The 20,783-nt window shown below is 61.3% G+C and carries 18 protein-coding genes and 2 pseudogenes; 15 read left to right on the top strand and 5 right to left on the bottom strand.

The window, feature by feature from the left end:
- Positions 1-203 precede the first annotated feature (203 nt).
- The 4 genes from HZY77_RS11080 to HZY77_RS11065 all read right to left on the bottom strand — a co-directional run bounded on the left by HZY77_RS11080 (position 204) and on the right by HZY77_RS11065 (position 3,656).
- Positions 204-452: a hypothetical protein gene (locus HZY77_RS11080; RefSeq protein ID WP_296814657.1), complete on the bottom strand. Its 249-nt coding sequence runs from the start codon at positions 450-452 to the stop codon at positions 204-206.
- A 12-nt stretch (positions 453-464) separates the two neighbouring features.
- Positions 465-1,271 carry an AAA family ATPase gene (locus tag HZY77_RS11075; protein WP_296814654.1) on the bottom strand — a complete coding sequence of 269 codons (807 nt, stop codon included), beginning with the start codon at positions 1,269-1,271 and terminating at the stop codon, positions 465-467.
- A 75-nt stretch (positions 1,272-1,346) separates the two neighbouring features.
- A complete protein-coding gene (locus HZY77_RS11070) occupies positions 1,347-3,365 on the bottom strand; it encodes a transposase domain-containing protein (RefSeq protein WP_296814651.1) in 2,019 nt (672 codons plus the stop codon).
- A gap of 99 nt (positions 3,366-3,464) precedes the next feature.
- On the bottom strand, positions 3,465-3,656 hold the full coding sequence (locus tag HZY77_RS11065; RefSeq protein WP_296814647.1) for a DNA-binding protein: 192 nt from the start codon (positions 3,654-3,656) through the stop codon (positions 3,465-3,467).
- A gap of 108 nt (positions 3,657-3,764) precedes the next feature.
- On the opposite strand from HZY77_RS11065, the gene HZY77_RS11060 reads away from it, so the two are divergent.
- The 12 genes and pseudogenes from HZY77_RS11060 to HZY77_RS11005 all read left to right on the top strand — a co-directional run bounded on the left by HZY77_RS11060 (position 3,765) and on the right by HZY77_RS11005 (position 15,832).
- A complete protein-coding gene (locus HZY77_RS11060) occupies positions 3,765-4,103 on the top strand; it encodes a helix-turn-helix transcriptional regulator (protein ID WP_296814645.1) in 339 nt (112 codons plus the stop codon).
- A 1,345-nt stretch (positions 4,104-5,448) separates the two neighbouring features.
- Entirely contained in the window at positions 5,449-6,321 is an 873-nt protein-coding gene (locus HZY77_RS11055; protein WP_296814642.1) for a hypothetical protein, read from the top strand.
- Positions 6,322-6,361: 40 nt separating this feature from the next.
- Positions 6,362-7,273: a bifunctional GNAT family N-acetyltransferase/nucleoside diphosphate kinase regulator gene (locus HZY77_RS11050; RefSeq protein ID WP_296814640.1), complete on the top strand. Its 912-nt coding sequence runs from the start codon at positions 6,362-6,364 to the stop codon at positions 7,271-7,273.
- Between the two features lie 445 nt (positions 7,274-7,718).
- The gene (gene bioA / locus HZY77_RS11045; protein ID WP_296814637.1) at positions 7,719-9,032 is read left to right on the top strand and encodes an adenosylmethionine--8-amino-7-oxononanoate transaminase; all 1,314 of its coding nucleotides are present in this window, start codon (positions 7,719-7,721) and stop codon (positions 9,030-9,032) included.
- 77 nt (positions 9,033-9,109) lie between these two features.
- Complete coding sequence (locus tag HZY77_RS11040) at positions 9,110-9,742, top strand: TetR/AcrR family transcriptional regulator (protein WP_296814635.1); 633 nt, start codon at positions 9,110-9,112, stop codon at positions 9,740-9,742.
- Positions 9,739-10,110 carry a hypothetical protein gene (locus HZY77_RS11035; protein WP_296814632.1) on the top strand — a complete coding sequence of 124 codons (372 nt, stop codon included), beginning with the start codon at positions 9,739-9,741 and terminating at the stop codon, positions 10,108-10,110. The genes HZY77_RS11040 and HZY77_RS11035 overlap by 4 nt, the downstream gene beginning before the upstream one ends.
- On the top strand, positions 10,092-10,217 hold the full coding sequence (locus HZY77_RS11030; RefSeq protein ID WP_296814630.1) for a hypothetical protein: 126 nt from the start codon (positions 10,092-10,094) through the stop codon (positions 10,215-10,217). The genes HZY77_RS11035 and HZY77_RS11030 overlap by 19 nt, the downstream gene beginning before the upstream one ends.
- A gap of 11 nt (positions 10,218-10,228) precedes the next feature.
- Positions 10,229-11,416, top strand: a complete 1,188-nt coding sequence (locus HZY77_RS11025) for an efflux RND transporter periplasmic adaptor subunit (protein WP_296814627.1) — start codon at positions 10,229-10,231, stop codon at positions 11,414-11,416.
- Between the two features lie 12 nt (positions 11,417-11,428).
- The gene (locus HZY77_RS11020) at positions 11,429-12,622 is read left to right on the top strand and encodes an ABC transporter permease (protein WP_296814624.1); all 1,194 of its coding nucleotides are present in this window, start codon (positions 11,429-11,431) and stop codon (positions 12,620-12,622) included.
- Positions 12,615-13,336: pseudogene (locus HZY77_RS11015) on the top strand (ABC transporter ATP-binding protein). Before HZY77_RS11020 ends, HZY77_RS11015 begins: the two are co-directional and overlap by 8 nt.
- Complete coding sequence (locus HZY77_RS11010; RefSeq protein WP_296814621.1) at positions 13,333-14,763, top strand: MBL fold metallo-hydrolase; 1,431 nt, start codon at positions 13,333-13,335, stop codon at positions 14,761-14,763. Before HZY77_RS11015 ends, HZY77_RS11010 begins: the two are co-directional and overlap by 4 nt.
- Positions 14,764-14,773: 10 nt before the next feature.
- Positions 14,774-15,832: a phospholipase A gene (locus HZY77_RS11005; protein WP_296814619.1), complete on the top strand. Its 1,059-nt coding sequence runs from the start codon at positions 14,774-14,776 to the stop codon at positions 15,830-15,832.
- A gap of 3 nt (positions 15,833-15,835) precedes the next feature.
- On the opposite strand, the gene HZY77_RS11000 is transcribed toward HZY77_RS11005, so the two are convergent.
- Positions 15,836-16,603 carry a serine protease gene (locus HZY77_RS11000; RefSeq protein ID WP_296814617.1) on the bottom strand — a complete coding sequence of 256 codons (768 nt, stop codon included), beginning with the start codon at positions 16,601-16,603 and terminating at the stop codon, positions 15,836-15,838.
- Between the two features lie 101 nt (positions 16,604-16,704).
- Here HZY77_RS11000 and HZY77_RS10995 point away from each other — a divergent pair.
- The 3 genes and pseudogenes from HZY77_RS10995 to HZY77_RS10985 all read left to right on the top strand — a co-directional run bounded on the left by HZY77_RS10995 (position 16,705) and on the right by HZY77_RS10985 (position 20,743).
- Positions 16,705-17,986 (top strand): annotated as a pseudogene (locus HZY77_RS10995) (nucleotide sugar dehydrogenase).
- On the top strand, positions 17,986-19,014 hold the full coding sequence (locus tag HZY77_RS10990) for an SDR family oxidoreductase (protein ID WP_296814614.1): 1,029 nt from the start codon (positions 17,986-17,988) through the stop codon (positions 19,012-19,014). Before HZY77_RS10995 ends, HZY77_RS10990 begins: the two are co-directional and overlap by 1 nt.
- A gap of 85 nt (positions 19,015-19,099) precedes the next feature.
- On the top strand, positions 19,100-20,743 hold the full coding sequence (locus HZY77_RS10985; protein WP_296814611.1) for an HDOD domain-containing protein: 1,644 nt from the start codon (positions 19,100-19,102) through the stop codon (positions 20,741-20,743).
- The last annotated feature ends 40 nt before the right edge of the window (positions 20,744-20,783 follow it).

Raw genomic sequence — 20,783 nt, 5'->3', positions numbered from 1 at the left:
GCGCTCGATCACTGTCTTGGTCGATGGCCAAGACAGTACCCACCACAACACGGGTTAGGAGATTAACCGGGGTTAGTTATTTGAGATTGGGGAACGCCACCAATGGCGTTTTGAGGCGTTTAAATTTGCTTGGGCATGGTTGGATATGGGAAGCGGTGATTGAAACGGTTTGTGGCCCGGTTTGAAGCCACAAACCGGCCTTATCATGCTGCCTGTCGTGCCAAACGTATGGCTACCTCAAGTTCGGCACTCATGGATTCAGCCTCGCGCGCATGGTCGAGTGCGATCAGCACCAGTGTGTGAATGTCCTCGTTTCCTAGATCGTCGCCGGCTATCTTGATCACGGAATTGGCGAACAAAGCATCGATAGCGGTCATGATCGTGCGTGCAGCCGACAGCTTCAGGTCCATTTGGGTTTGGAGGTTCTGAATTTGATTCAGGTTGTTTTTCAAGTTAGCTCCCTTTCAGATGTTGTAGCCAAGATTTGTTGATGCGGCTCTCATAACTCGTACATCAATGATCCAATTCTTGTCTCTTGCGATAAGTGCCGCCTGACGAAGAACCTGGGTGAGGGCGCGCAACCCGCCNTCCCCTTTCACAATTCGCGTTGCGTACTCAACTTCGTCTTTCCCTGTTCCGATCCCCCATGCCTTGAGCGTTTCCAGGGCATCCCCTTCAGTTGGTAACGGGATAGGCATGCGCATCCCTACGCGAGACGACAGGGGGCCCATAAACGCTGCTTGTTTACCCCGCCCATTTATGCGCGTGTGAATCTCTTCATTTCCTAGGTAGGCAATGCCAATGTGGCAGGCATCATGGAAATGCCGGATTTGGTCGAGCGCCTTGATATCCAAGTGTTGGGCTTCATCCACGATAAGAAGGTCGCCTGGGTTAAACGCCCGTGTGATTTGACGAACCATAGCGTCACAACGGTAGGCGTCGTCACCGCGGCCCATTGCTTCGCTAATCGCGCATAGAGCAGACGTGATCGTTCTCATGCTGGCGTGCGCCTCTACCATGTAAACAGTTGGCACGCCGGAACTCATATACAGGGCATTGCTGCTATGAGGCGAAGCATTGGCATCTTGATAGCGCAGCGCAGTGCGGGTTTTACCGATACCCGCNCCNCCGTAAACCACTGCAATAGTGGGAGTGGTCTGCGCATACATCAGGGCCATGCGGATACGTGTGCTAGTTGGCGTATCCACCCACCCAGGCTCGGTATATTCGGGGACCGTTTCCGGTCTGTTGATTGCCTCAATGTGGTTCATTATGATGCGTTCTCCTATTGGGGAATTGGCCATTGGCTAAAACGCCTGACGCAAGGTGCAACTTGCGTCAGGGGCCTACTTGCCGCGCTGATGGAACTGCCTTTCCAGCAAATCGGCGAAATCTTCTGGACTTATCAGCGGATCCTCTTCGTCTTTCACTGCCTTCGCGGGCGCTGGTATCACCAGGGGTAGCCTGACGGGTTCCACGACCTGGGGCTTCGTGGCCGCGCCAGCNTCCTGCGGGGGCGCTTCATCCGCCAGGCTGAAATCTTGGCTTTCTGCTTCCCACAGCCTTTTTGTCGCCTCGGTGAGCTGCTTCACGCGGGCCGCGTGGGCACGCTTTCGCCGGCCATGTTCTTTCGCGGCTTCCCTGTCGTTGAATCCGGTCTTTTGGTAGAGCGGAACATCGAAGAGATAGCGCCCGTTCAGGAAAAGATGCACGGGGGCCGAAGGGTTGCTCGGGTCGTAGCGAACCGAGTAGCCCGGAGCCCTGGCAAGCGCGCTGCATGCCTCGTTCCAGTAGCGGTTCTTGAGAACTTCGAAGCTTCCGTTCTCGCGGTCGAGCCTGACCGGTTCGGTGGCGAGCAGGCAATATCGGAGCTGCTCTGCCGATGCATTGCGCACAACAGTGACCGGCAACAGCGTTTCATAGATCTGATTCGGAGATTTGCCGTGCATGCTGTCGCCCCGGTGCTCGCGCGCGTTGTGGGCGTGGAACGTCTCTTCGAGAATGCGTAGAAACTCAGCCAATGGGACGGCGTTTTTCACGCTGAAATTCTCGGGCTTGGCGTCGTGGTTGTTGCCGCAGTAGGCGCCTTCGAATTCTTTCCTCTTCGCCATTTCCGTGAACGCCTGCCATCCTCGTTCGATCGGCTTGGACTGGCCATGTCCAGGGGTGGCCCACATGTACTCGATGCCCAGAAGAGTCATGGTGCCGGGCAACTCGTTTTCCTTGACCTTGAAGCGGTGCCGATTCGGCGCGCCGCCGGTGTTTTCCTTGGCGGCGAAGGCCATGCCGTTGTCCATTAGGACNGCGACGGGGATGACGTTGCCGCCGGCGACGATGGAAGCATGGAGGGCCCGCCTCACCAGCTCGGCGGTTTCGCTCCTGCCGACCGCCCAGCCCAGAAATTTCCGGCTGCGTACGTCCTGAAACGCGACCACGATAGGCCGGAATACTTCGCCTGATTTGTCTTTGACGAATACGTCCGCCTTGTGGCCGTCAGCGTTCCAGAGCTCGTGTAGCTCAAGGCCGGAATAGTCGCGCACCTGGTGCGCAAACGTGCGCCCTAGTGCCTTCCTTCCTTCGCGCTTCAGAACCACATAGTCATGTGGCAATTCATTGAGGCGCGCCTGCACCGTGTCGTAGCTCGGGATAATCCAGCCCTTTTCCGGGGCGACCTTCATCGTGAGGTCATACACCATCCGCAGCGACGGCTGCGACTGAATAAGGTATTGATCCTTGATGTGCTCCCACGCCTCTTCGGAGAACTCAGCGCGGCCGGTTTTTCCCTTCCACTCAGGTAGCAGCAGCGGAGCCCATAGGCTCGGGTCCTGCCCCTTCACTTGGCTTCTGTAGCGCCAGACCGTAGCCCGGTTGATCCTCTTGTCGAACCGGTCGCCCAGCGCTGCGAAGATTTCAGCCTGTTGCGTGCCCTCGCCCTGCAGGCGGTTGAACTCGATGACGATTTCGGCACGCCGTATCGCTTCCGCGCGTTGATTTTCTGTCGCCTTCCAGAAGGCACCCCACAGCGCATCCTGATACGCCTGGCCGCCGGCCGCTGTCTTGTCGGGCGAAACGCTGTCCCGCACCTTGATACGCGCGGCCTTATCTGATGCGCGCTTTTGCGCTGGCTTTCGTGCNCAAGCGACCTGGGCGGATGCCGGCAGACAGTTCATAGGGATTTGCCAACCTTCCCCGCCATTGATTCGTGCCTTCCGGGCGCCGGGGTAGAGGCCGGCGTTGCAGTTATCACGAACGGCACGCGCGCTGACTCCGCTGAGCTTTCCGACTTCTGCAGCCGTCAGCCAGGCTTCCGTTCCAAGAGATTCCTGGTTCCGACCTTGCTTCCAACCTTTTGCACTATCAGTCATGGCTTGCAAATCCGCTTATCGCGTTTGTTTATGCGGGTTTCGCTGGGGTTGGAAGTGACTCGCTGATACTTCCAACCTTTGGCGGAAAAGGTTGGAAGTTCATTCTTCGATGACACCGTCTTTCAAGCCGAGCTTGACGGCGATCTTGTGGCTTTCGCCATATTGGCATTCAATGCGCCCAAGCAGGATTCTGCGGGTCAGCTCTTCGTTCACCCCATTCTTGCGCGCCCAAGCGGCCATGCTCAGGCCGTGATACCGCAATTCGGCCCTAACTTGTTCCCGAGTTTTCATTTGTGTACCCTCGAAATCGAACCTAATGGGATTATGTTGGATACATTCGTACACCATGTCAAGTGCCGAAAATGACTTTGGGAGTAGGCTGCGACGCAAAGAGAGGCTATGGGCTTAAGCCAAGCCGCTTTTGCGGAAATGATGGGTGTGCACAGACGTAGCCAAATCAACTACGAAACGGGCAAACGACAGCCGACTTTGGAGTATCTGGAAGCGCTCAAGCGGGTTGGAGTTGATCTATCCCAGCTCATGGGAACGGGTGAGGCGGTTCAAACATTGCGGGCGGCAGCGTATTTCCATCTGCTCAGCAAGATCACTTCCCTCCTCGGGATGCGCGGGGAACGCTTGGGTTACGCCCTGGATCAAGCCCTCAGGATCACGCTTGATACGATGAAAATGCAGGGCGAAGAAATGGTCGTAGACGAAAAAGGCTGGACGCTGAAATGACTAAACTGGCCCTGCGACTACTACATGAAGTCGGGGTCAACGATTTTTAGATGGCGTTTCATTTCTTATGCCTCGTCGTGCTTTTTCCCGGTTTTGTTTCAATTCATAGGGTGACTGGCTAAAAGTCCTTAACTCTTTGTCCTGTCTCGATAAAAACCGCTATATCTCGCCAAGTCCCGATTCCCTCCCGTGTTTCAAACCATCTCCCCTCCGACAATTAGAGTTGATAGTTTTGCCAATAAACTTGATAGCCCGGCCACTGCGGCGAAGCCGCTTGGTGCGATGGCGCTCACTAACGTGTATAAAAATCAATCAGATACGGTTAGGGTGGCTGTGGCGGTCACCTGACAAATTCCTCGCCTGCTTTCAACATGCGTACGGATGTCCTGAATTCGGATCTGTACCCCGAGTGGCTCCAATCCCTCGCCTCTGAGGACGCGAGGGATGCGTTTTGCTTGATCATTGGCCTTGCAGCCTGCTTGCGCGACTGCGGGTGCCGCAGAGCCGCGTGATAAGTCGGCTATATGACATGGGAGCGATCGAACGCTTGGGGAGTGGGCGTAGCGTCCGGTGGCAAGGCAAAACGAATGTTCGACTAAGCGACTGACACGTTCAGAGATTGCCACTTATGAATACCACAGGCCAAATCGAGAAGCGCACCCAGGCCCGCGTCGTCGCCCTGTTCCACGACCGGCTGGCCTGCCATTAGTTGGGCAACTGGATCGACCGCTCGGCTAACACCAACATCGAGCAGGAGCTACTGTGCACCTACGCGCTTTTATCGATTTCCGGCTGGCGCGCGTCAGCCCGGATCCGTACTGGGACCATGACTGGGCGAACATCTGTATGGAGCGCCGTCGTTCCCGATGAATCCAGACGGTGCGCGAGCGGCGGCTTGACAGTCTCCGCCTGATCGCCTACCTTCCCGGCCATGTTTGCTTTTGATTGCCCCGTCTACACGCATGCCGCCCGCCAAACCCTGATGGCAGGCATGCACTCGCACGGCCTCAAGTTGACAAGCGTCATGGGCACTTGCCCGCCGGACGCAGATACTTAAGCCCGGCGATACCCCACCTCATCTCATTTGCGCAAACACATATCGCCGGGCCTAAGCCAGGCGCGATAGTGGCCGTCCCCTTGCCGGGTCGGCCGCGCTTTTGGGAATCACCATGCATACGTACATCCCTGTCAGGCCCATGCTTGACGCACCCAGCTTCGTCCATCTTTCCTGGCTGGAGCAAGACCCGCGCCAAGCGGCTATCCGTGACCGCCGGCCCCTCTCTGGGCGACTCTTCAGTCTGCTGCGACGTATAGGCCACCGCTTTTTCGATGAGGCCGGCTTGCCATGGATCTGACCAAGAATTTCGTAAAAGCCAAGCGCCCCTGTGCCGAGGGTTTTCGCTGGTTTCTCCGCACCCACCAGAACGGCGGTGATTACCAGCCGTTGCTCGATGCCCTCGTCAGAGACGGAAGGGTTGACGACGCCTGCTGGCTGCTGACCCAGTTCGGTCCCACGGATGCGGTTCTGTCCGTGAATGCGATCGATGCACAGGCCATCGTGTTCGCTGGCACCCTGGAGGTGCGCGGCAACATCGAGGTCGATTCGATCCTACGTGCGGGTGGGTCGATCCGGGCCGGCGGCGGGATTCGCGCTGGCCAGTCCATCATCGCGGGCGAGGATGTCCGGGCTGACGGCAACATCCGTTCGGGCGGAACGCTCGACGCCGGCGGAGACATCAAGGCTGGCTGGAGCATCGAGGCCGAAGGCGCGCTGCAATGTGGTGGCAACCTGCGTGCCGAGTGGGATCTGTCCTGCGGCGGCCTGCTGACGGTGGGCGGCAATGCCTACATCGGCCAGGACGTGGTTGCCAAGGGTGCCGTCCAGTGCCGCAAGAGCCTGCGAACCGGCGGCTTCATCACCGGCGCCAGTTCGATCCGCGCCACCCATGGCATAGAGGCCGGCACGACAATTCATTGCCAGGAACACCTGGAGGCAGGCTGGGGCATCAAGGCACTCGGCGCCATCGTCGCCGGCGGGGCGATCAAAGCTGGCGAAAGCCTGCAGACCGAAGCGACGATCCGTGCTGGCGACGGCTACGGCATCTACGCCGGCCTCAACGTACCGGTGGAGGTGTGGGAAGCCAGCGCGTGGGTACGCGCGCGGGAACTGCCGAACCGGCTGTTCAGCGGCCATTGGCAAGCACCGGCCACGTCCTGAGCGACGCAGCTTTTCCTTCTTGCTGCCAAATGAGGTCAAGATGAACACACCTTTCATTTCTCTGTGTCCCGAGATCACTCGGGAAAACGCGCTGACGCTGATTGACTGGTTGGAGGATGAGGACATCACCCGCTACCTGAGCGATTCCCGCGATGTCTCCCGCTTGATCGAGCAGGTCATCGGTCGGGTCCAGTTGCCAATCCTGACCCATCTTTTCAACCAGGGTGGCCGGTTCTTCATGGCCTACGACCAGCATGACGTACCGGTGGGCTTCGTGCGTCTCGCCAAGGCGGGCCCGGACTGCGAAATGGTCCTGGTCATCGGTGACCGCGAAAACTGGGGCCGCAAGCTCGGCGCCAGCGCCATCCGCGAAGGCATGAAGCTCGCTTTCTTCGAGATGCGGGCCGAGAGGCTCATCGCCAAAATCCACCCGGACAACGTGCGATCGTTGAATGCTTTCCTGCGTAGCGGCTTCTTGCTGGAAAGCGAAACGCCGGCGATGAAGTCCTTGGTCATGAACTCAACGCGCTATCTCCGGCTCTTGCGCGAACGCCCTCCGGTTCACATCGCCGACATCTACATCACCGAGATCGACAAGGCCAGGCTCAGGAGTCTGGTCGACCTCGAACAGGGCTCGGGTATTTTCGAGCTTGAGCATGAGATCGAGCGAGCCATCGTCGTCGATCCAAAGAAAGTGGCGGAGGATGTCGTCACGATGAACTCCAGGGCCTTGCTGAAGGTGGACGACGAGGAGGTGGAAGTTGCGCTGGTTTACCCAGAGGATGCGGACGATCGTGCCGGGAAACTATCGGTTTGCTCCGGCATCGGCACCGCGATCCTGGGCTACAAGGAGGGCGATGCCTTCAGCTGGCGGATTCCGAACCGAACCTGCCATATCCGGATTGGGAAAGTACTTTATCAGCCGGAGGCCGCGGGTGATTTCCACCTGTAGGTCTGCACGCTGCGCATTCGCCGCAGATCGCGCATGGGCGCTCCGGCCGCCTGCGATTCGGCGGTCGCTCCTCTTCACAACCGACCGATTGCTGCTGAAAGCTGACCTTCCGGCCCGCGCGATACAACGCCTGTATTGGGTCGGGTCCTGCCGCGGGGAAATCAGAACGCGTACGTTCGGGGAATTTCCTGTCCTATGTCCGGTAACGACTACATAGCAGAAGTAGAAGGCCAAATCTCCAGCGGCAGCCTCGCCGAACTGCTGCCGGCTAAAGGGCTCACCCGGAGTGTCCGCTCGGCTAGAATGGGTGCTCCTTATTCGCAATATCCTTTTTAATGTCGAAAACCCTGACGACTGTTGGAATTAACGTCAATTTCTCTGATGTTGGGAATGGCGATAGTCGTCGGAACCCCTTGAGAGACGTGCAAGTGGACTATCGAATCCAATGGCGGCCGACAACGATCTTTTAAGCCGTACCCGCGCTGCCGTCTGGCACCCCTGCACCCAGATGAAACAGCTGGAAGCCGCCCCGCCGCTGCCGATTGCGTGCGGCGAAGGGGTGTGGCTGGTCGACACCGGCGGGCGGCGCTATCTTGACGCGATTTCGAGCTGGTGGGTCAATCTGTTCGGCCACTGCAATCCGCGCATCAACGCCGCGATCGTCGACCAGCTCGGCAGGATCGAGCATGTGATGCTGGCCGGCGCCACCCACGAACCGGTCGTGGCGCTCTCGGAGCGGCTGGCCAAGCTGACCGGGCTGGGCCACGCGTTCTATGGCTCGGATGGCGCGTCGGCTACCGAGATCGCACTGAAAATGAGCGCTCACTTCTGGCGTAATGCTGGTCAAACGGAGAAAAACGGCTTCATCAGCCTCCAGAACGGCTATCACGGCGAAACCGTCGGCGCGCTGTCGGTGACCGATATTCCGCTGTTCAAGGCCACCTATGCGCCCCTGCTGCGGCACACGGTGCAGGTTCCGACGCCGGATGCGCGCCTGGCCGAAACAGGCGAAACGGCCGAGGAATTTGCCCTGCGCTGTGCGGATGTCCTGGAAGCGCATCTGGTCGAACACGCCGCGGAAACGGCCGCCTTCATCGTCGAACCGCTGGTGCAGGGTGCGACAGGGATGGCGATGTATCACCCGATCTATCTCAAGCGGGCCCGGGAACTGTGCACAAAATATCGAGTGCACTTGATCGCCGACGAGATCGCCGTGGGTTTCGGCCGCACCGGCACGATGTTCGCCTGCGAGCAGGCAGCCATCCACCCCGATTTCATCTGCTTGTCGAAGGGGATCACGNGGGGTTATTTGCCGCTATCGGCCGTGCTGACGACTGACGCTGTCTATGCCGCGTTCTATGGCGACGCCACGGCGCGCGGTTTTCTGCATTCGCATTCCTATACCGGCAACCCTTTGGCCTGTCGGGCAGCGCTGGCGGTGCTGGATATCTTCGAAACGGACCAGGTCATTGCTGCCAACCGCATCAAGGCGCAGGAATTCACTGGATTGCTGGCGGACGTGGCGACGCACCCGCGGGTGCGCCATTTTCGCCAGCGCGGCATGATCTGGGCGTTCGACGTGGCGGATGCACAGCCTGGCTTTTCCGCCCGCCTGCACCAGGCGGCGCTGGGGCAAGGCGTGTTCATCCGCCCGATCGGCAATACGGTGTACGCCATGCCGCCGTATGTGACGAGCGCCGACGATATGCGCATCCTGGCGGCGACCCTGCTGGCCTGTCTTAAAACCCCGGATATCTGATTGGCACCCTGCCGGGCTTGACGCTTGTCGGGCTCGACCATAAGATAGTAATCAATAACTATCTAAAGGCTATGCTCATGTCCGAGGCTGCGCGTAAACGGCTGGGCGCCGACGAACGGCGCGAGGAAATCATCCGCGTGACGCTCGAACTGGCTGCCAGGCAGGGTGTCGACGACGTGACTACCCAGGACATGGCCCAGGCGATGGGGGTGACACAGGGCGCGGTGTTCCGGCACTTTCCAAGCAAGGACGCCATCTGGCTGGCAGTGATGCAATGGGTGCGCGACCGCATGATGGCGGTGCTGACGCGTGCGGCCGCACAAGGCCGCGATCCGCTGGATGCCCTGCAACGCATGTTTNTTGCCCATATCGCGTTCATCGCTGGCCATCCGGCCATTCCGCGCGTGCTCACCTCCGAGCATCTGCATGGCCGCAATGCGGTGCTGCGTCAGCTCGTGACCGAAATCATGCTGGCGTACGAGGCGAAGATCGCCGGCCTTCTGCGAGATGGCCAGGCGCAGAAGCTGGTACGCCCCGGCCTCGACACCCAGGCAGCCGCAACGCTCTACATCGGCATGATCCAGGGGCTGGTGCTGCAAACCTCCATTCTGCGGGGGCAGCGCACGTTGGCTGCCGAAGCCGCCCGCACCTTCCCGGTTTTTCTCGCGGCGGTCCGTACGCCCTCACCCACCCAAGGAACGCATCCATGAAATATTTTTCAATATTGTTTGCAGCCAGCCTGTGCATGAATCTGGCCACCGCCCATGCGCAGGACATGACGCCCCACCACGCCCATGCGCCTGCCGCCGACACGCGCGTGATCCTGGCCTTGTCTCCGGACGAACGTGCCATGATCCTGGAAGAAATGCGTCTGTTCCTCGACGGCGTCGGCACCATGACCGGCGCGCTCGGCAAGCAGGACATGCAAGCGACGGCGGCCGCGGCACGCGGAATGGGGATGAAGATGGTGCACGAGGTTCCGCCCGCATTGCGAGCCAAGTTGCCCATGGAATTCAGGCAGCTGGGTTTTCAGTGCACCGCGATTTCGACCAGATCGCAATGGATGCCGACAGCCTGAAAGATGTGAGCCACACGCTCAACCAGCTGTCCGCTACGCTGCAAAAATGCGTGAGCTGCCATGCGGCGTATCAAATCCGCAGCCCGCTGAACGTCGATACACACTGAGCGGACCCCGTATGAAGCGCCGCGCTGTCTCGTTCATCAATCGACGTAACCTGTCCCTGGCTGTCGGTTTCATGGTGTTTGCCGCTGTCTTCGTCTGGCTGCTTGCCACGCGCGGGCCGCTGGCGTCGGTGGGCGTCGAGCAGGCCGCCGTCACCCGCGCCGACCTTCATCCCGGCGTGTACGGAATCGGCACGGTGGAGGCGCAGCATGCCTATAGTGTCGGCCCGATCCAGGCCGGCCGGCTGTTGGGGGTGATGGTTGATCAAGGCGATCGGGTCGAGGCTGGCCAGGTGCTGGCCGAGATCGATCCGGTGGATCTGCGGCAGCGTGCCGACGCGGCGGTGAGCGCGGCCGCACGCGCCCGGCAGGCTGCAGCGGCGGCACAGGCGCAGGTGGCGGAGGCCGCAAGCCGGGCGCGCCTGGCGCAGGCCAATCTGGCGCGCTATCAGGCGCTGTATCGGCAGAATTTCGTCGCCAAGGAAATGGTGGACAGCCGCCTGCACGAAGCGGCGGCGGCCGAAGCGGCATTGGCCGCGGCGCGCGCCAATGCCGCGGCCGCGCAGCGCGAGATCGGGCGGGCCGACGCCGAGCGGCAGGGCGTCGATCAGCTGCGCAACAGCCTCACATTGCTGAGCCCGATCACAGGTGTGGTCACGGCGCGGGAGGCCGAACCCGGCACGACGGTGGTGGCAGGGCAGGCCGTGCTACGGCTGGCCGATCCGGCACACCTGTGGGTCCGCGCGCGGGTCGATCAGGCGCGCGCGCAGGCCATACGGGTGGGGCAGGCGACGGATATCGCGATGCGTTCTGCGCCCGACGTGGCCCTGCCGGGCAAGGTGGCGCGCATCGAACTGCAAAGCGATGCCGTGACCGAGGAACGCATCGTCGACGTGGCGTTCGATCCGGTGCCCGATCGTCTGTATCTGGGCGAGCTGGCGGAGGTGACGCTGCATCTGCCCGGTGTGCGCAACGCGTTGACCGTGCCGCGCGCCGCCATTGGCCTGCGCAACGACCGGACCGGCGTATGGCAGGCAGTCGACGGCCGTGCCCGCTTCAAGCCGGTGCAATTCGGCGTGCAAACCGCGGATCGTGTGCAGGTCGTCTCCGGCCTGGCCGAGGGCGAGCGCGTCATCGTCTACAGCGCGAGGCAGCTCGACGCCGGCATACGGGTGCGCGAGCAACAATTGATAGCGCGCTGAGCCACCCCTGCCATGATCAATCTCGCCAGGCGCGACATCGTCCACCATCTGAAAAGCTATCTGCTGACCGGGCTGGGGCTGGGGCTGCTGATCGGGGTGACGCTGACCATGGCCGGCGTGTATCGCGGCATGGTCGACGACGCCAAGGTGTTGTTGCGTGCGGTCGACGCCGACGTCTGGGTGGTGCAGCAGGATACCCTTGGCCCGTTCGCCGAGCCCTCCTCCGTGCCGGACGACCTCTATCGTGCGCTGTTGGGGCTGCCGGGCGTGGTGCAGGCGGGAAACGTCGCCTATCTCACCATGCAGGTGTCGCACGCAGGCAAGTCGCAGCGAGTGATGGTGGCCGGATTCGAGCCGGGCAAGCCGGGCGGGCCGGCGTTTCTGGTGGCCGGCCGCCCGATCGCCCGTGCGCATTACGAAGCTGTGGCCGACGCCAAGACCGGCCTGCGGGTGGGTGACGTGGTCCGCATTCGCCGCAACGACTACACCGTGGTCGGGTTGACGCGGCGTATGGTGTCGTCCAACGGCGATCCGATGCTGTTCATTCCGTTGAAGGATGCACAGGAAGCGCAGTTTCTCAAGGACAACGACGCCATCGTGGAGGATCGTCAACGCCTGGCCGCCAATCCGGCGATCAACCGCCCCGGCCAACCTGGCGTACTCGATGCGGTGCAGGCGATCCAGACGTCCAGCCACAAGGTCAATGCCGTGCTGTTGCGTCTGCGGCACGGGACCGATGCACGCGCTGTCGCCAATACGATCGCGCGCTGGCAGCGCTTCACCGCCTATACCCGCGACGACATGGAAGAGATCCTGGTGGCCAAGCTGATCGCCACCGCAGCCAAGCAGATCGGCCTCTTCCTGGTGATTCTGGCGGTGGTCAGCGCGGCCATCGTCGCTTTCATCATCTACACGATGACGCTCGGCAAGATCAAGGAGATCGCCGTGCTGAAACTCATCGGCACCAAAAATCGCACCATCGCCGCGATGATCATGCAGGAGGCGATGGGGCTGGGCGTGATCGGCTTCTTCGTCGGCAAGTTCGCCGCCACCCTGTGGGCGCCGGCCTTTCCCAAATACGTGCTGCTTGAAACCGGCGATGCAGGACGCGCCTTCGTGCTGACCCTGGTGGTGTGCGCATTGGCCTCGGTGCTGGCGATACGCGCCGCGCTCAGGATCGACCCGGCGGAGGCGATTGGTGGCTGACGTTACTTCAATCCAGCCCGCGATTCTCATCGAGGGCCTCACCAAGCGCTACGGTAGCGGCAGCACGGCGGTCGATGCGCTGAAGGGCGTCGACATGACGGTCTGGCCCGGCGAGGTGGTCGGCCTGATCGGGCCGTCCGGCTCCGGCAAGACCACCTTGCTGAAATGCCTGGGTGCAGTGATCGAGCCGACCGCCGGCCGGTTCACACTCGGCGGCGAAATGATCTTCGACGGCGACTGGAAGACCGACGATCTGCGCGCGCTGCGCCGCGACCGTATCGGATTCGTGTTCCAGGCGCCTTATCTGATCCCCTTTCTCGATGCCACCGACAACGTCGCGCTGTTGCCGATGCTGGCCGGCGTCCCCAATCCCCAGGCGCGTGCGACTGCGCTGGAGATGCTCACTGCGCTCGACGTGCAGCACCGTGCGCAGGCGCGCATCGCCGAACTCTCGGGCGGCGAACAACAGCGCGTGGCGATCGCGCGGGCACTCGCCAACAAGCCGCCGATCATCCTCGCCGACGAGCCGACCGCGCCGCTCGACAGCGAACGCGCGCTCACTGTGGTGACGATCCTCAACCGCCTGGCGCAGGAATTCCAGACCGCGATCATCGTCGTCACCCACGACGAAAAATCATCCCGACCTTCAAACGCATTTACCATATCCGTGACGGCAAGACTTACGAAGAAGCGGGCGAAGGACGCGCGATATGAAACTGACCTTTCTTGGCGCAGCGCGCGAAGTGACGGGCTCCAGCTATCTGCTGGACGCCGACGGCGTGCGCTTTCTGGTCGATTGCGGCATGTTCCAGGGCGGGCGCGAAGCGCGCGACAAGAATTGCCGCGCCTTCAGCTTCGATCCCCGAACGATCGATTTCGTCATCCTGACGCATGCCCACATCGATCACTCCGGGCTGCTGCCGCGGCTGGTCGCGCTCGGTTTCAAAGGCCGCATTTACACAACGCGTGCGACCTGCGACCTGTTGGCGGTGATGCTGCCCGATTCGGCGCATATCCAGGAAAAGGAAGCGGAATACCAGAACCTTCATCGCTTCCGCCAGNGGATGGCCAGGCGCGACGCGGCACGCGGTTCGCCTCCGCGCGACACGGCGCCGCTGTATACCGTGGCGCAGGCGCAGGCCTCGCTCAAACAGCTCAATCCGGTCGATTACGATCTGGAAATCGCGCCGCATCCGCAGGTGCGCTGCACCTTTCGCGACGCCGGCCATATTCTCGGTTCGGCGATCGTCGAAGTCTGGGTGGGCGAAGGACCGCGTCGCCGCAAAATCGTGTTTTCCGGCGACCTGGGCCAGCCTGCACGGCCCTTGCTGCGCGACCCGACGCCGATCTTCGACGCCGACTACCTGCTGGTCGAGTCGACCTACGGCAACCGCGACCACAAGAGCATGGAAGCGACGCAGGATGAACTGGTGACAGCGATCAACGACACCATCGAGCGCAAAGGCGGCAACGTCATCATTCCCGCTTTTGCGGTGGGCCGCACGCAGGACATGCTCTACCTGCTGGCCGACCTGACCCGGCAGGCGCGCATTCCCAAGCTTTCCGTCTTCGTCGATTCGCCGATGGCCACTGCGGCCACCGAAATCACCTTCAAGCACATGGAACTGCTCGATGCCGAAACCCACGCGTTGATGGGCCGGCATGGCGGCGCACAATATTTCCGCAAGCTCGAATTCGTCGAGGATGTCGAGGAATCGAAGGCGCTCGACCGCGTCACGGGCGGTGCCGTCATCATCTCGGCCAGCGGCATGTGCGAGGCCGGTCGTGTCAAATACCACCTGCGCGCCAATCTGGCGCGCCGCGAATCGACCATCCTCATCACCGGTTTCCAGGCTGCCGGCACCTTCGGCCGCCGCCTGGTCGATGGCGCCAAGCGCGTACGCCTGCTGGGCGAGGATATTCCGGTGCGTGCCGATCTCTATACATTGGGCGGGTTGTCGGCGCACGCCGACCGTACCGCCCTGCTCGCCTGGCTGGGCCACTTTCGCAGCAAGCCGCGCCAGGTGTTCGTCGTACATGGCGAGGAGACGGTGGCGAAGGATTTTGCCGCCGATCTGAAGACGCAGTTCGACTGGGATGCGATGGCGCCGGCGCCGGGCCATGGCGTCATCCTTGAATGAGCCTGTGCCGATGAATTTTCCCAGCCCATCGTACGGCCTCCTGTTGCTGGCTTTGCTGNGGGGCAGCCTGGCGGGGTATGCACGGGCCGCTTCGACGGCTGACTGGGAGNGGTGCAGCGCGATTCCGGCGAATGCCGAACGGCTGGCTTGCTACGACCGCGTGTCAGGACGTTCGCAACTCGAGACTGCCCCTCGGGTCGAGGCCAAACCAGCACCACAGCCTGCAGCTGCGCCGCCGCTGGCGCAGCTGCCGGAACCGAAGCTGCTTTCTACGCTGTCGCGCCACTGGGAACTGGACGACGAAGCCAAGCAGGGCGTCTTCCTGTTTCAGCCTCACCGGCCCAACTATTTCCTGCCCGTCAAATACAGCAACGCACCCAACGATTCCCCGTTTCGGAATACCTTCGCCCAGCCCGGCCTCGGCCTCGAAAACGTCGAGACGGAATTGCAGTTGAGTTTCAAGATCAAGGCCATGCAGGGCGTGTTCGGCCATGACAATGCCGATCTGTGGTTCGGCTACACGGCGACTTCGTTCTGGCAGGCCTACAACCACAGCATTTCCTCGCCGTTTCGCGAGACCAACTACGAACCGGAAGCGATGCTGGTGTACCGCACGAATTACGAGCTTGCCGGTTTCCGAGGGCGTTTCATCAATTTCGGTCTGTCGCACCAGTCGAACGGGCGCGGCGAAGGTCTGTCGCGCAGCTGGAACCGGGCTTATGCGCAGTTCGGGCTGGAACGCGGCAATCTGGCCTTGCTGGTCCGGCCCTGGATCCGCATCCACGAAAACCGGGGCAGTGACGACAACCCCGATATCGAAGACTACATGGGGCATGGCGATCTGCTGGTGGTCTACAGCAAGGGCCGCAACGCCTATTCGCTCCTGCTGCGCAATAATCTCAAGAGCCCGAACAACAGGGGTGCGTTGAAACTGAATTGGAGCTTTCCGCTGATCGGGCGCCTGAAAGGTTACGTGCAATATTTCAACGGCTACGGCGAGTCGCTGATCGATTACAACCACCGGCAGCAGTCCTTGGGTCTCGGCGTCAGCCTGGCCGAGGGGATGTAAGCTTCAGGGCGCGTGGGGCAGCGCTTCCTCCAGCAGGCGATGCACGTACTTGACCGGAATGGCATAGCTGATCCCGCTGGGCGCGGAGATCGCGGCTTCGCGCGTGCCCCGTACGTACACTGAATTGACCACGCCCAGGACCTCGCCAGTATCGGGGTGCCATACCGGGCTGCCGCTGTTGCCGGGATAGGCTACGGCGTCGAGTTCGAACACTTCATACGGCGAGGCGGCCTGTTTGAGCGCATGCGCATTCAACTGGGACGCGGCGGCGACGGGCGTGAAAATGGGAATGATGGCGGCCAGCCCGGCACGATGCGTGGAGGGATTGAGGCCCAGTATCGAGCCGATCGGATAGCCGGTGAAATAGAGCTGCCAGCCTTCGCGCACCTGGCTGGAGTCGCCAAGTTTCAGCGGGGGCAATGGCTCCCCNGCGATTTTAAGCAAGGCCAGGTCGCGCGCCTTGTCGCTGGCGATCAGCTCCGCGGCGCGGACCGATATCCGCTGATCACGACCGACGAACACGGCGTACATTTCCTTCTTCTCGCTATCCAGCGGCTTGCTGAATATATGCGCGCACGATACGACGTAGTGCCCGTCCAGCACCGCGAAGCCGGTGCCCATCAGGTTGGCGGGCGGCCGGCCGGTGGGCTTGAAGGTGCCGACGCCGACTACGCCCGGTTTGATGCTGGGGAGCATGTCGGCCACGTCGGCGTGGACGGGCGAGGCCAGCAGGAGCGTAATCACGGCCCAGCTGGTATGCGGCTTGCTCACCCATGAAGCGCGCAGCCGCCGGATGCAGCCGGGCAAGGACCTGTAAATTCGATACAATCCGGGCGGCAGCAAAGACTTTATATTCATAGGGGAATCCAAGCATGAGCGTTGTTGCGGTTGTCGGGCTGGGCTATGTGGGCCTGCCGTTGGCGGTGGAATTCGGCAAGAAAATGACCACCATCGGCTACGATCTCTCGGTTGAAAAAGTCGAGCATTACCGTCGATTCTGCGACCCCACCGGCGAAGTATCAACGGATGACCTCAAGGCGGCGACTCAGCTGACGGTGACCACCGACCCCGCCGATCTGGCCAAGGCTGACTTCATCATCGTTGCCGTTCCCACCCCGGTGGACCAGGCGCATATCCCCGATTTCTCGCCGCTGGTCGGATCCTCCACCACCGTCGGCAAGTATATGAAANAAGGCGCAACGGTCATCTACGAATCCACAGTCTACCCCGGCGCCACCGAGGAGGTCTGCATCCCCATCCTGGAAAAGCTCTCCGGCATGAAATGGCTGCAGGACTTCCACGTCGGCTACTCACCCGAACGCGTCAATCCCGGCGACAAGGAACGGACCATCACCAGGATCGTGAAAGTCGTCTCCGGCGACGACGCCGCTACCCTCGATAAGGTGGCCGATCTCTACGGCAGCGTCATCACCGCCGGCGTGCATCGCGCCAGTTCAATTAAAGTCGCCGAAGCCGCCAAGGTGATCGAGAACACCCAGCGCGACCTTAACATCGCACTGATGAACGAACTCTCGCTGATCTTCCATCGCCTCGGCATCGACACCCTCGAAGTGCTGAAGGCCGCCGGCACCAAGTGGAACTTCCTGCCCTTCCGCCCCGGCCTTGTCGGCGGCCACTGCATCGGCGTCGACCCCTACTACCTCACCCACAAGGCCGACATGCTCGGCTACCACCCGCAGGTGATCCTCGCCGGTCGCCGCATCAACGACGGCATGGGGGCGTACGTGGCCCAAGAAACGGTGAAGAACATGATCGCCAACGGCGTTCAGGTGAAAGGCGCCAAGGTCAACGTATTGGGTCTCACCTTCAAGGAAAACTGCCCCGACCTGCGCAATTCCAAGGTGGTCGACGTCATCCGCGAACTGCAGTCCTTCGGTTGCGACGTACATGTACACGATCCCCTTGGCGAACCGAAGGAAGCCGAGCACGAATATGGCATCCATCTCTCGGCATGGAACGACCTGCCCGAATGCGATGCCATCATCGCAGCGGTATCGCATCACGCGTATCTGGAAAAATCGTTTCCCGAACTGACCGCCAAGCTGAAAAAGGCGGCGCCTTCACCGACGTCAAGGCGGCCTACGATCCGGCAGCCGTNNGAAAGCGGCGGGTTTCACCCTCTGGAGGCTGTGATGTCCGCATTCGATGCGCTGAAGAAAACGCTCGAAGCCGAGCCCCGCACCTGGCTCGTCACCGGAGCTGCCGGCTTCATCGGCAGCAATCTGGTGGAAGCGTTGCTGCTGCTCAACCAGCGCGTCGTCGGTCTCGACAACTTCGCGACCGGTCACGAAANNAACCTGGCGCAGGTCCTGGTCAGCGTCGGTCCGTCCCGCTGGGAGAATTTCAGATTCAAACGCGGCGACATCCGCGATCTCATCACGTGCCACACGGTATGCAAGGACGTCGATTACGTCCTGCACCAGGCGGCTTTGGGTTCGGTGCCGCGTTCGATCGAGGATCCGTTGACGACGCACGCCGCCAACAACACCGGTTTTCTCAACATGCTGGTCGCCGCGCGCGACGCGAAGGTCAAGCGATTCGTTTACGCCGCGTCGAGTTCCACCTATGGCGACCACCCCGGTCTGCCCAAGGTCGAGGACGTCATCGGCAAGCCGCTGTCGCCCTATGCGGTGACCAAGCTGGTGAACGAACTGTATGCCGACGTGTTCGGCCGCTGCTACGGCATGGAATCGATCGGCCTGCGCTACTTCAACATCTTCGGCCGCCGCCAGGATCCGCAGGGCGCCTACGCGGCTGTGGTGCCGAAGTGGGTGTCGAGCATGATCAGGAACGAGCCGGTGTACATCAATGGCGACGGCGAAACCAGCCGCGACTTCTGCTACATCGACAACGTCATCCAGGCCAATCTGCTTGCCGCCACCAGTCAGCATGCGGACGCGGCCAACCAGGTCTACAACGTCGCGGTCGGCGACCGTACGACCTTGAACCAGCTGTTCGAAGCCATACGGAGCCTGCTCGCATCGAAATTCCCGCATCTGGCCGACTTCAAGCCGGTCTATCGCGATTTCCGCGCCGGTGACGTGCGCCATTCGCTTGCCGACATTTCCAAGGCCCGCACCCGTCTTGGGTACGCGCCGACGCACCGCATCGGCGAAGGCCTGGCCGAGGCGATGGACTGGTATGTGCAGGATCTGAATTGAGGCTGTTTGCCGAGCAATGTGCCGGGCCTCGCACCAGACGCATGGAGCGTGCCGCGCAACGGCCAGGAAGGATGCCCGTTCAACCATGACGATGCATGATGAACAGACTGGGCCGAGCGACGCCGCCAGGCAGAGTGCGCTGGATATCCTGTTGCGACGGATGCAGGCCGAGAGCGATTTCCCGGCCTTGTCCGAAGCGATCGGCGATATCAACCGGATCGCCTCGTCCGACCGTGAGGGCGTCAACGAACTCTCCAACCATATCCTCAAGGACTTCGCGCTCACCAACAAGCTGTTGAAACTGGCCAACGTCGCCTTCTACAACCAGGTGGGCGGCGGCTCGATCAGCACGATTTCGCGCGCGGTGGTGGTCCTCGGCTTCGATGCGGTACGGTCGATCGCTCTGAGCCTGATCCTGTTCGACAACCTGGAAAACAAGGCGCACGCGCAGCACCTGAAAGAGGAGTTCGTCAAGGTGCTGTATGCCGGCATGCTGGCGCGCGAGATGGCGGGCAATGCGCAAGTGAAGGATGTGGAGGAGGCCTTCATCGGGGCCATGCTGCACAAGCTCGGTCGCATGCTGGCGATGTTTTATTTCCCCGAGGAGATGGCTCTGGTCCTGCAACGCGTCGAAACCGAAGGCTTGAGCGACGTCCGGGTGTCGGCCGAAGTGCTGGGCGTGTCGTTCGAGAATCTTGGCATTGGCATCGCACGCAGCTGGNGGTTTCCCGACCAGCTGGTGCAGAGCATGAAAAAGCTGCCGGACGGGAAAATCAGAAAAAGCGCCAGCAACGTCGAGCGGTTGCGTGCGCTGGCAGGATTCGCCAACGAGTTGTGTGAAATCATCCTCGAGACGCCCGATGAAGACCACAGCAAGGCTCTGGGCAGGCTCACGGCGCGGTTCGGCGACACCGTGCCGGTAACGGCGGAACAGCTGTCCGGCATGATGGAAAAATCGATGCAGGACATCGGCCAGTTTGCGCGGGTGGTGAATGTGAACTTGAAGCACAGCGATTTTGCCCGGCAGGCATCGAAATGGGCGGGTCTGGCGGCACCGCCGGGCCAGGCGTCGGCACAAGAGGAAACGAACACGGACATGCCGGACGCCGTGCCGGATGCCATGGCGGCGCTGGATGCCAATGTGTTGCACGAGGCCGCACCGGCTATCGAACAGGGCGCCGTCGCCCGCGATAAACAGGAACGCACGCCAGAGGAGATTCAATCCATCCTGGCCTCGGGCTTGCAGGATGTTGGCAATTCGCTGATCGACGACAACATTTCCATCAACGATATCCTGCGCATGATCCTCGAGGCCATGTATACCGGTATGGGATTCGAACACGTGGTGCTGTGCATCAGGNACGGACGCCGCAACGCGATGTGCGGCAAGTTCGGTTTTGGCGACGACGTGCAGCGCCTGGTCAAGGCGTTTGATTTTTCCCTGGCGGGCCAGCCGGACGTCTTCCTCGTCGCGCTGCAGAACAATGCGGACATCCTGATTTCCGACATCGACGATTCCAAGATCGCCACGCGGATTCCGGCCTGGTATCGGCGGCACGTTCCGGCGCACACCTTCGTGCTGTTTCCCATCATCGTGAAAGGCAAGCCGGTCGGTCTGATCTATGCCGACCGGCCGCATGCCGGCGACATCACGATCCCCGAGAAAGAGCTGTCCCTGCTCAAGTCGCTGCGTAACCAGGCAGTATTGGCGATCCGGCAATCCTTGTAGGCCCTGCCTGCGACGTCGGCGGTTGCTGTGCCGGTCGCCG

It is taken from the genome of Thiobacillus sp., assembly GCF_013693775.1.
GTDB lineage: Bacteria > Pseudomonadota > Gammaproteobacteria > Burkholderiales > Thiobacillaceae > Thiobacillus.
Note: the sequence above shows the minus strand (reverse complement) of the source record. Positions and strands in the feature narration are given on the sequence as shown.

Coding starts and splice junctions, on each gene's coding strand:
- HZY77_RS11065 (WP_296814647.1), bottom strand. CDS start 3,656: ATGAAAACTCGGGAACAAGTTAGGGCCGAATTGCGGTATCACGGCCTG.
- HZY77_RS11060 (WP_296814645.1), top strand. CDS start 3,765: ATGGGCTTAAGCCAAGCCGCTTTTGCGGAAATGATGGGTGTGCACAGA.
- HZY77_RS11055 (WP_296814642.1), top strand. CDS start 5,449: ATGGATCTGACCAAGAATTTCGTAAAAGCCAAGCGCCCCTGTGCCGAG.
- HZY77_RS11050 (WP_296814640.1), top strand. CDS start 6,362: ATGAACACACCTTTCATTTCTCTGTGTCCCGAGATCACTCGGGAAAAC.
- HZY77_RS11035 (WP_296814632.1), top strand. CDS start 9,739: ATGAAATATTTTTCAATATTGTTTGCAGCCAGCCTGTGCATGAATCTG.
- HZY77_RS11030 (WP_296814630.1), top strand. CDS start 10,092: ATGGATGCCGACAGCCTGAAAGATGTGAGCCACACGCTCAACCAGCTG.
- HZY77_RS11025 (WP_296814627.1), top strand. CDS start 10,229: ATGAAGCGCCGCGCTGTCTCGTTCATCAATCGACGTAACCTGTCCCTG.
- HZY77_RS11020 (WP_296814624.1), top strand. CDS start 11,429: ATGATCAATCTCGCCAGGCGCGACATCGTCCACCATCTGAAAAGCTAT.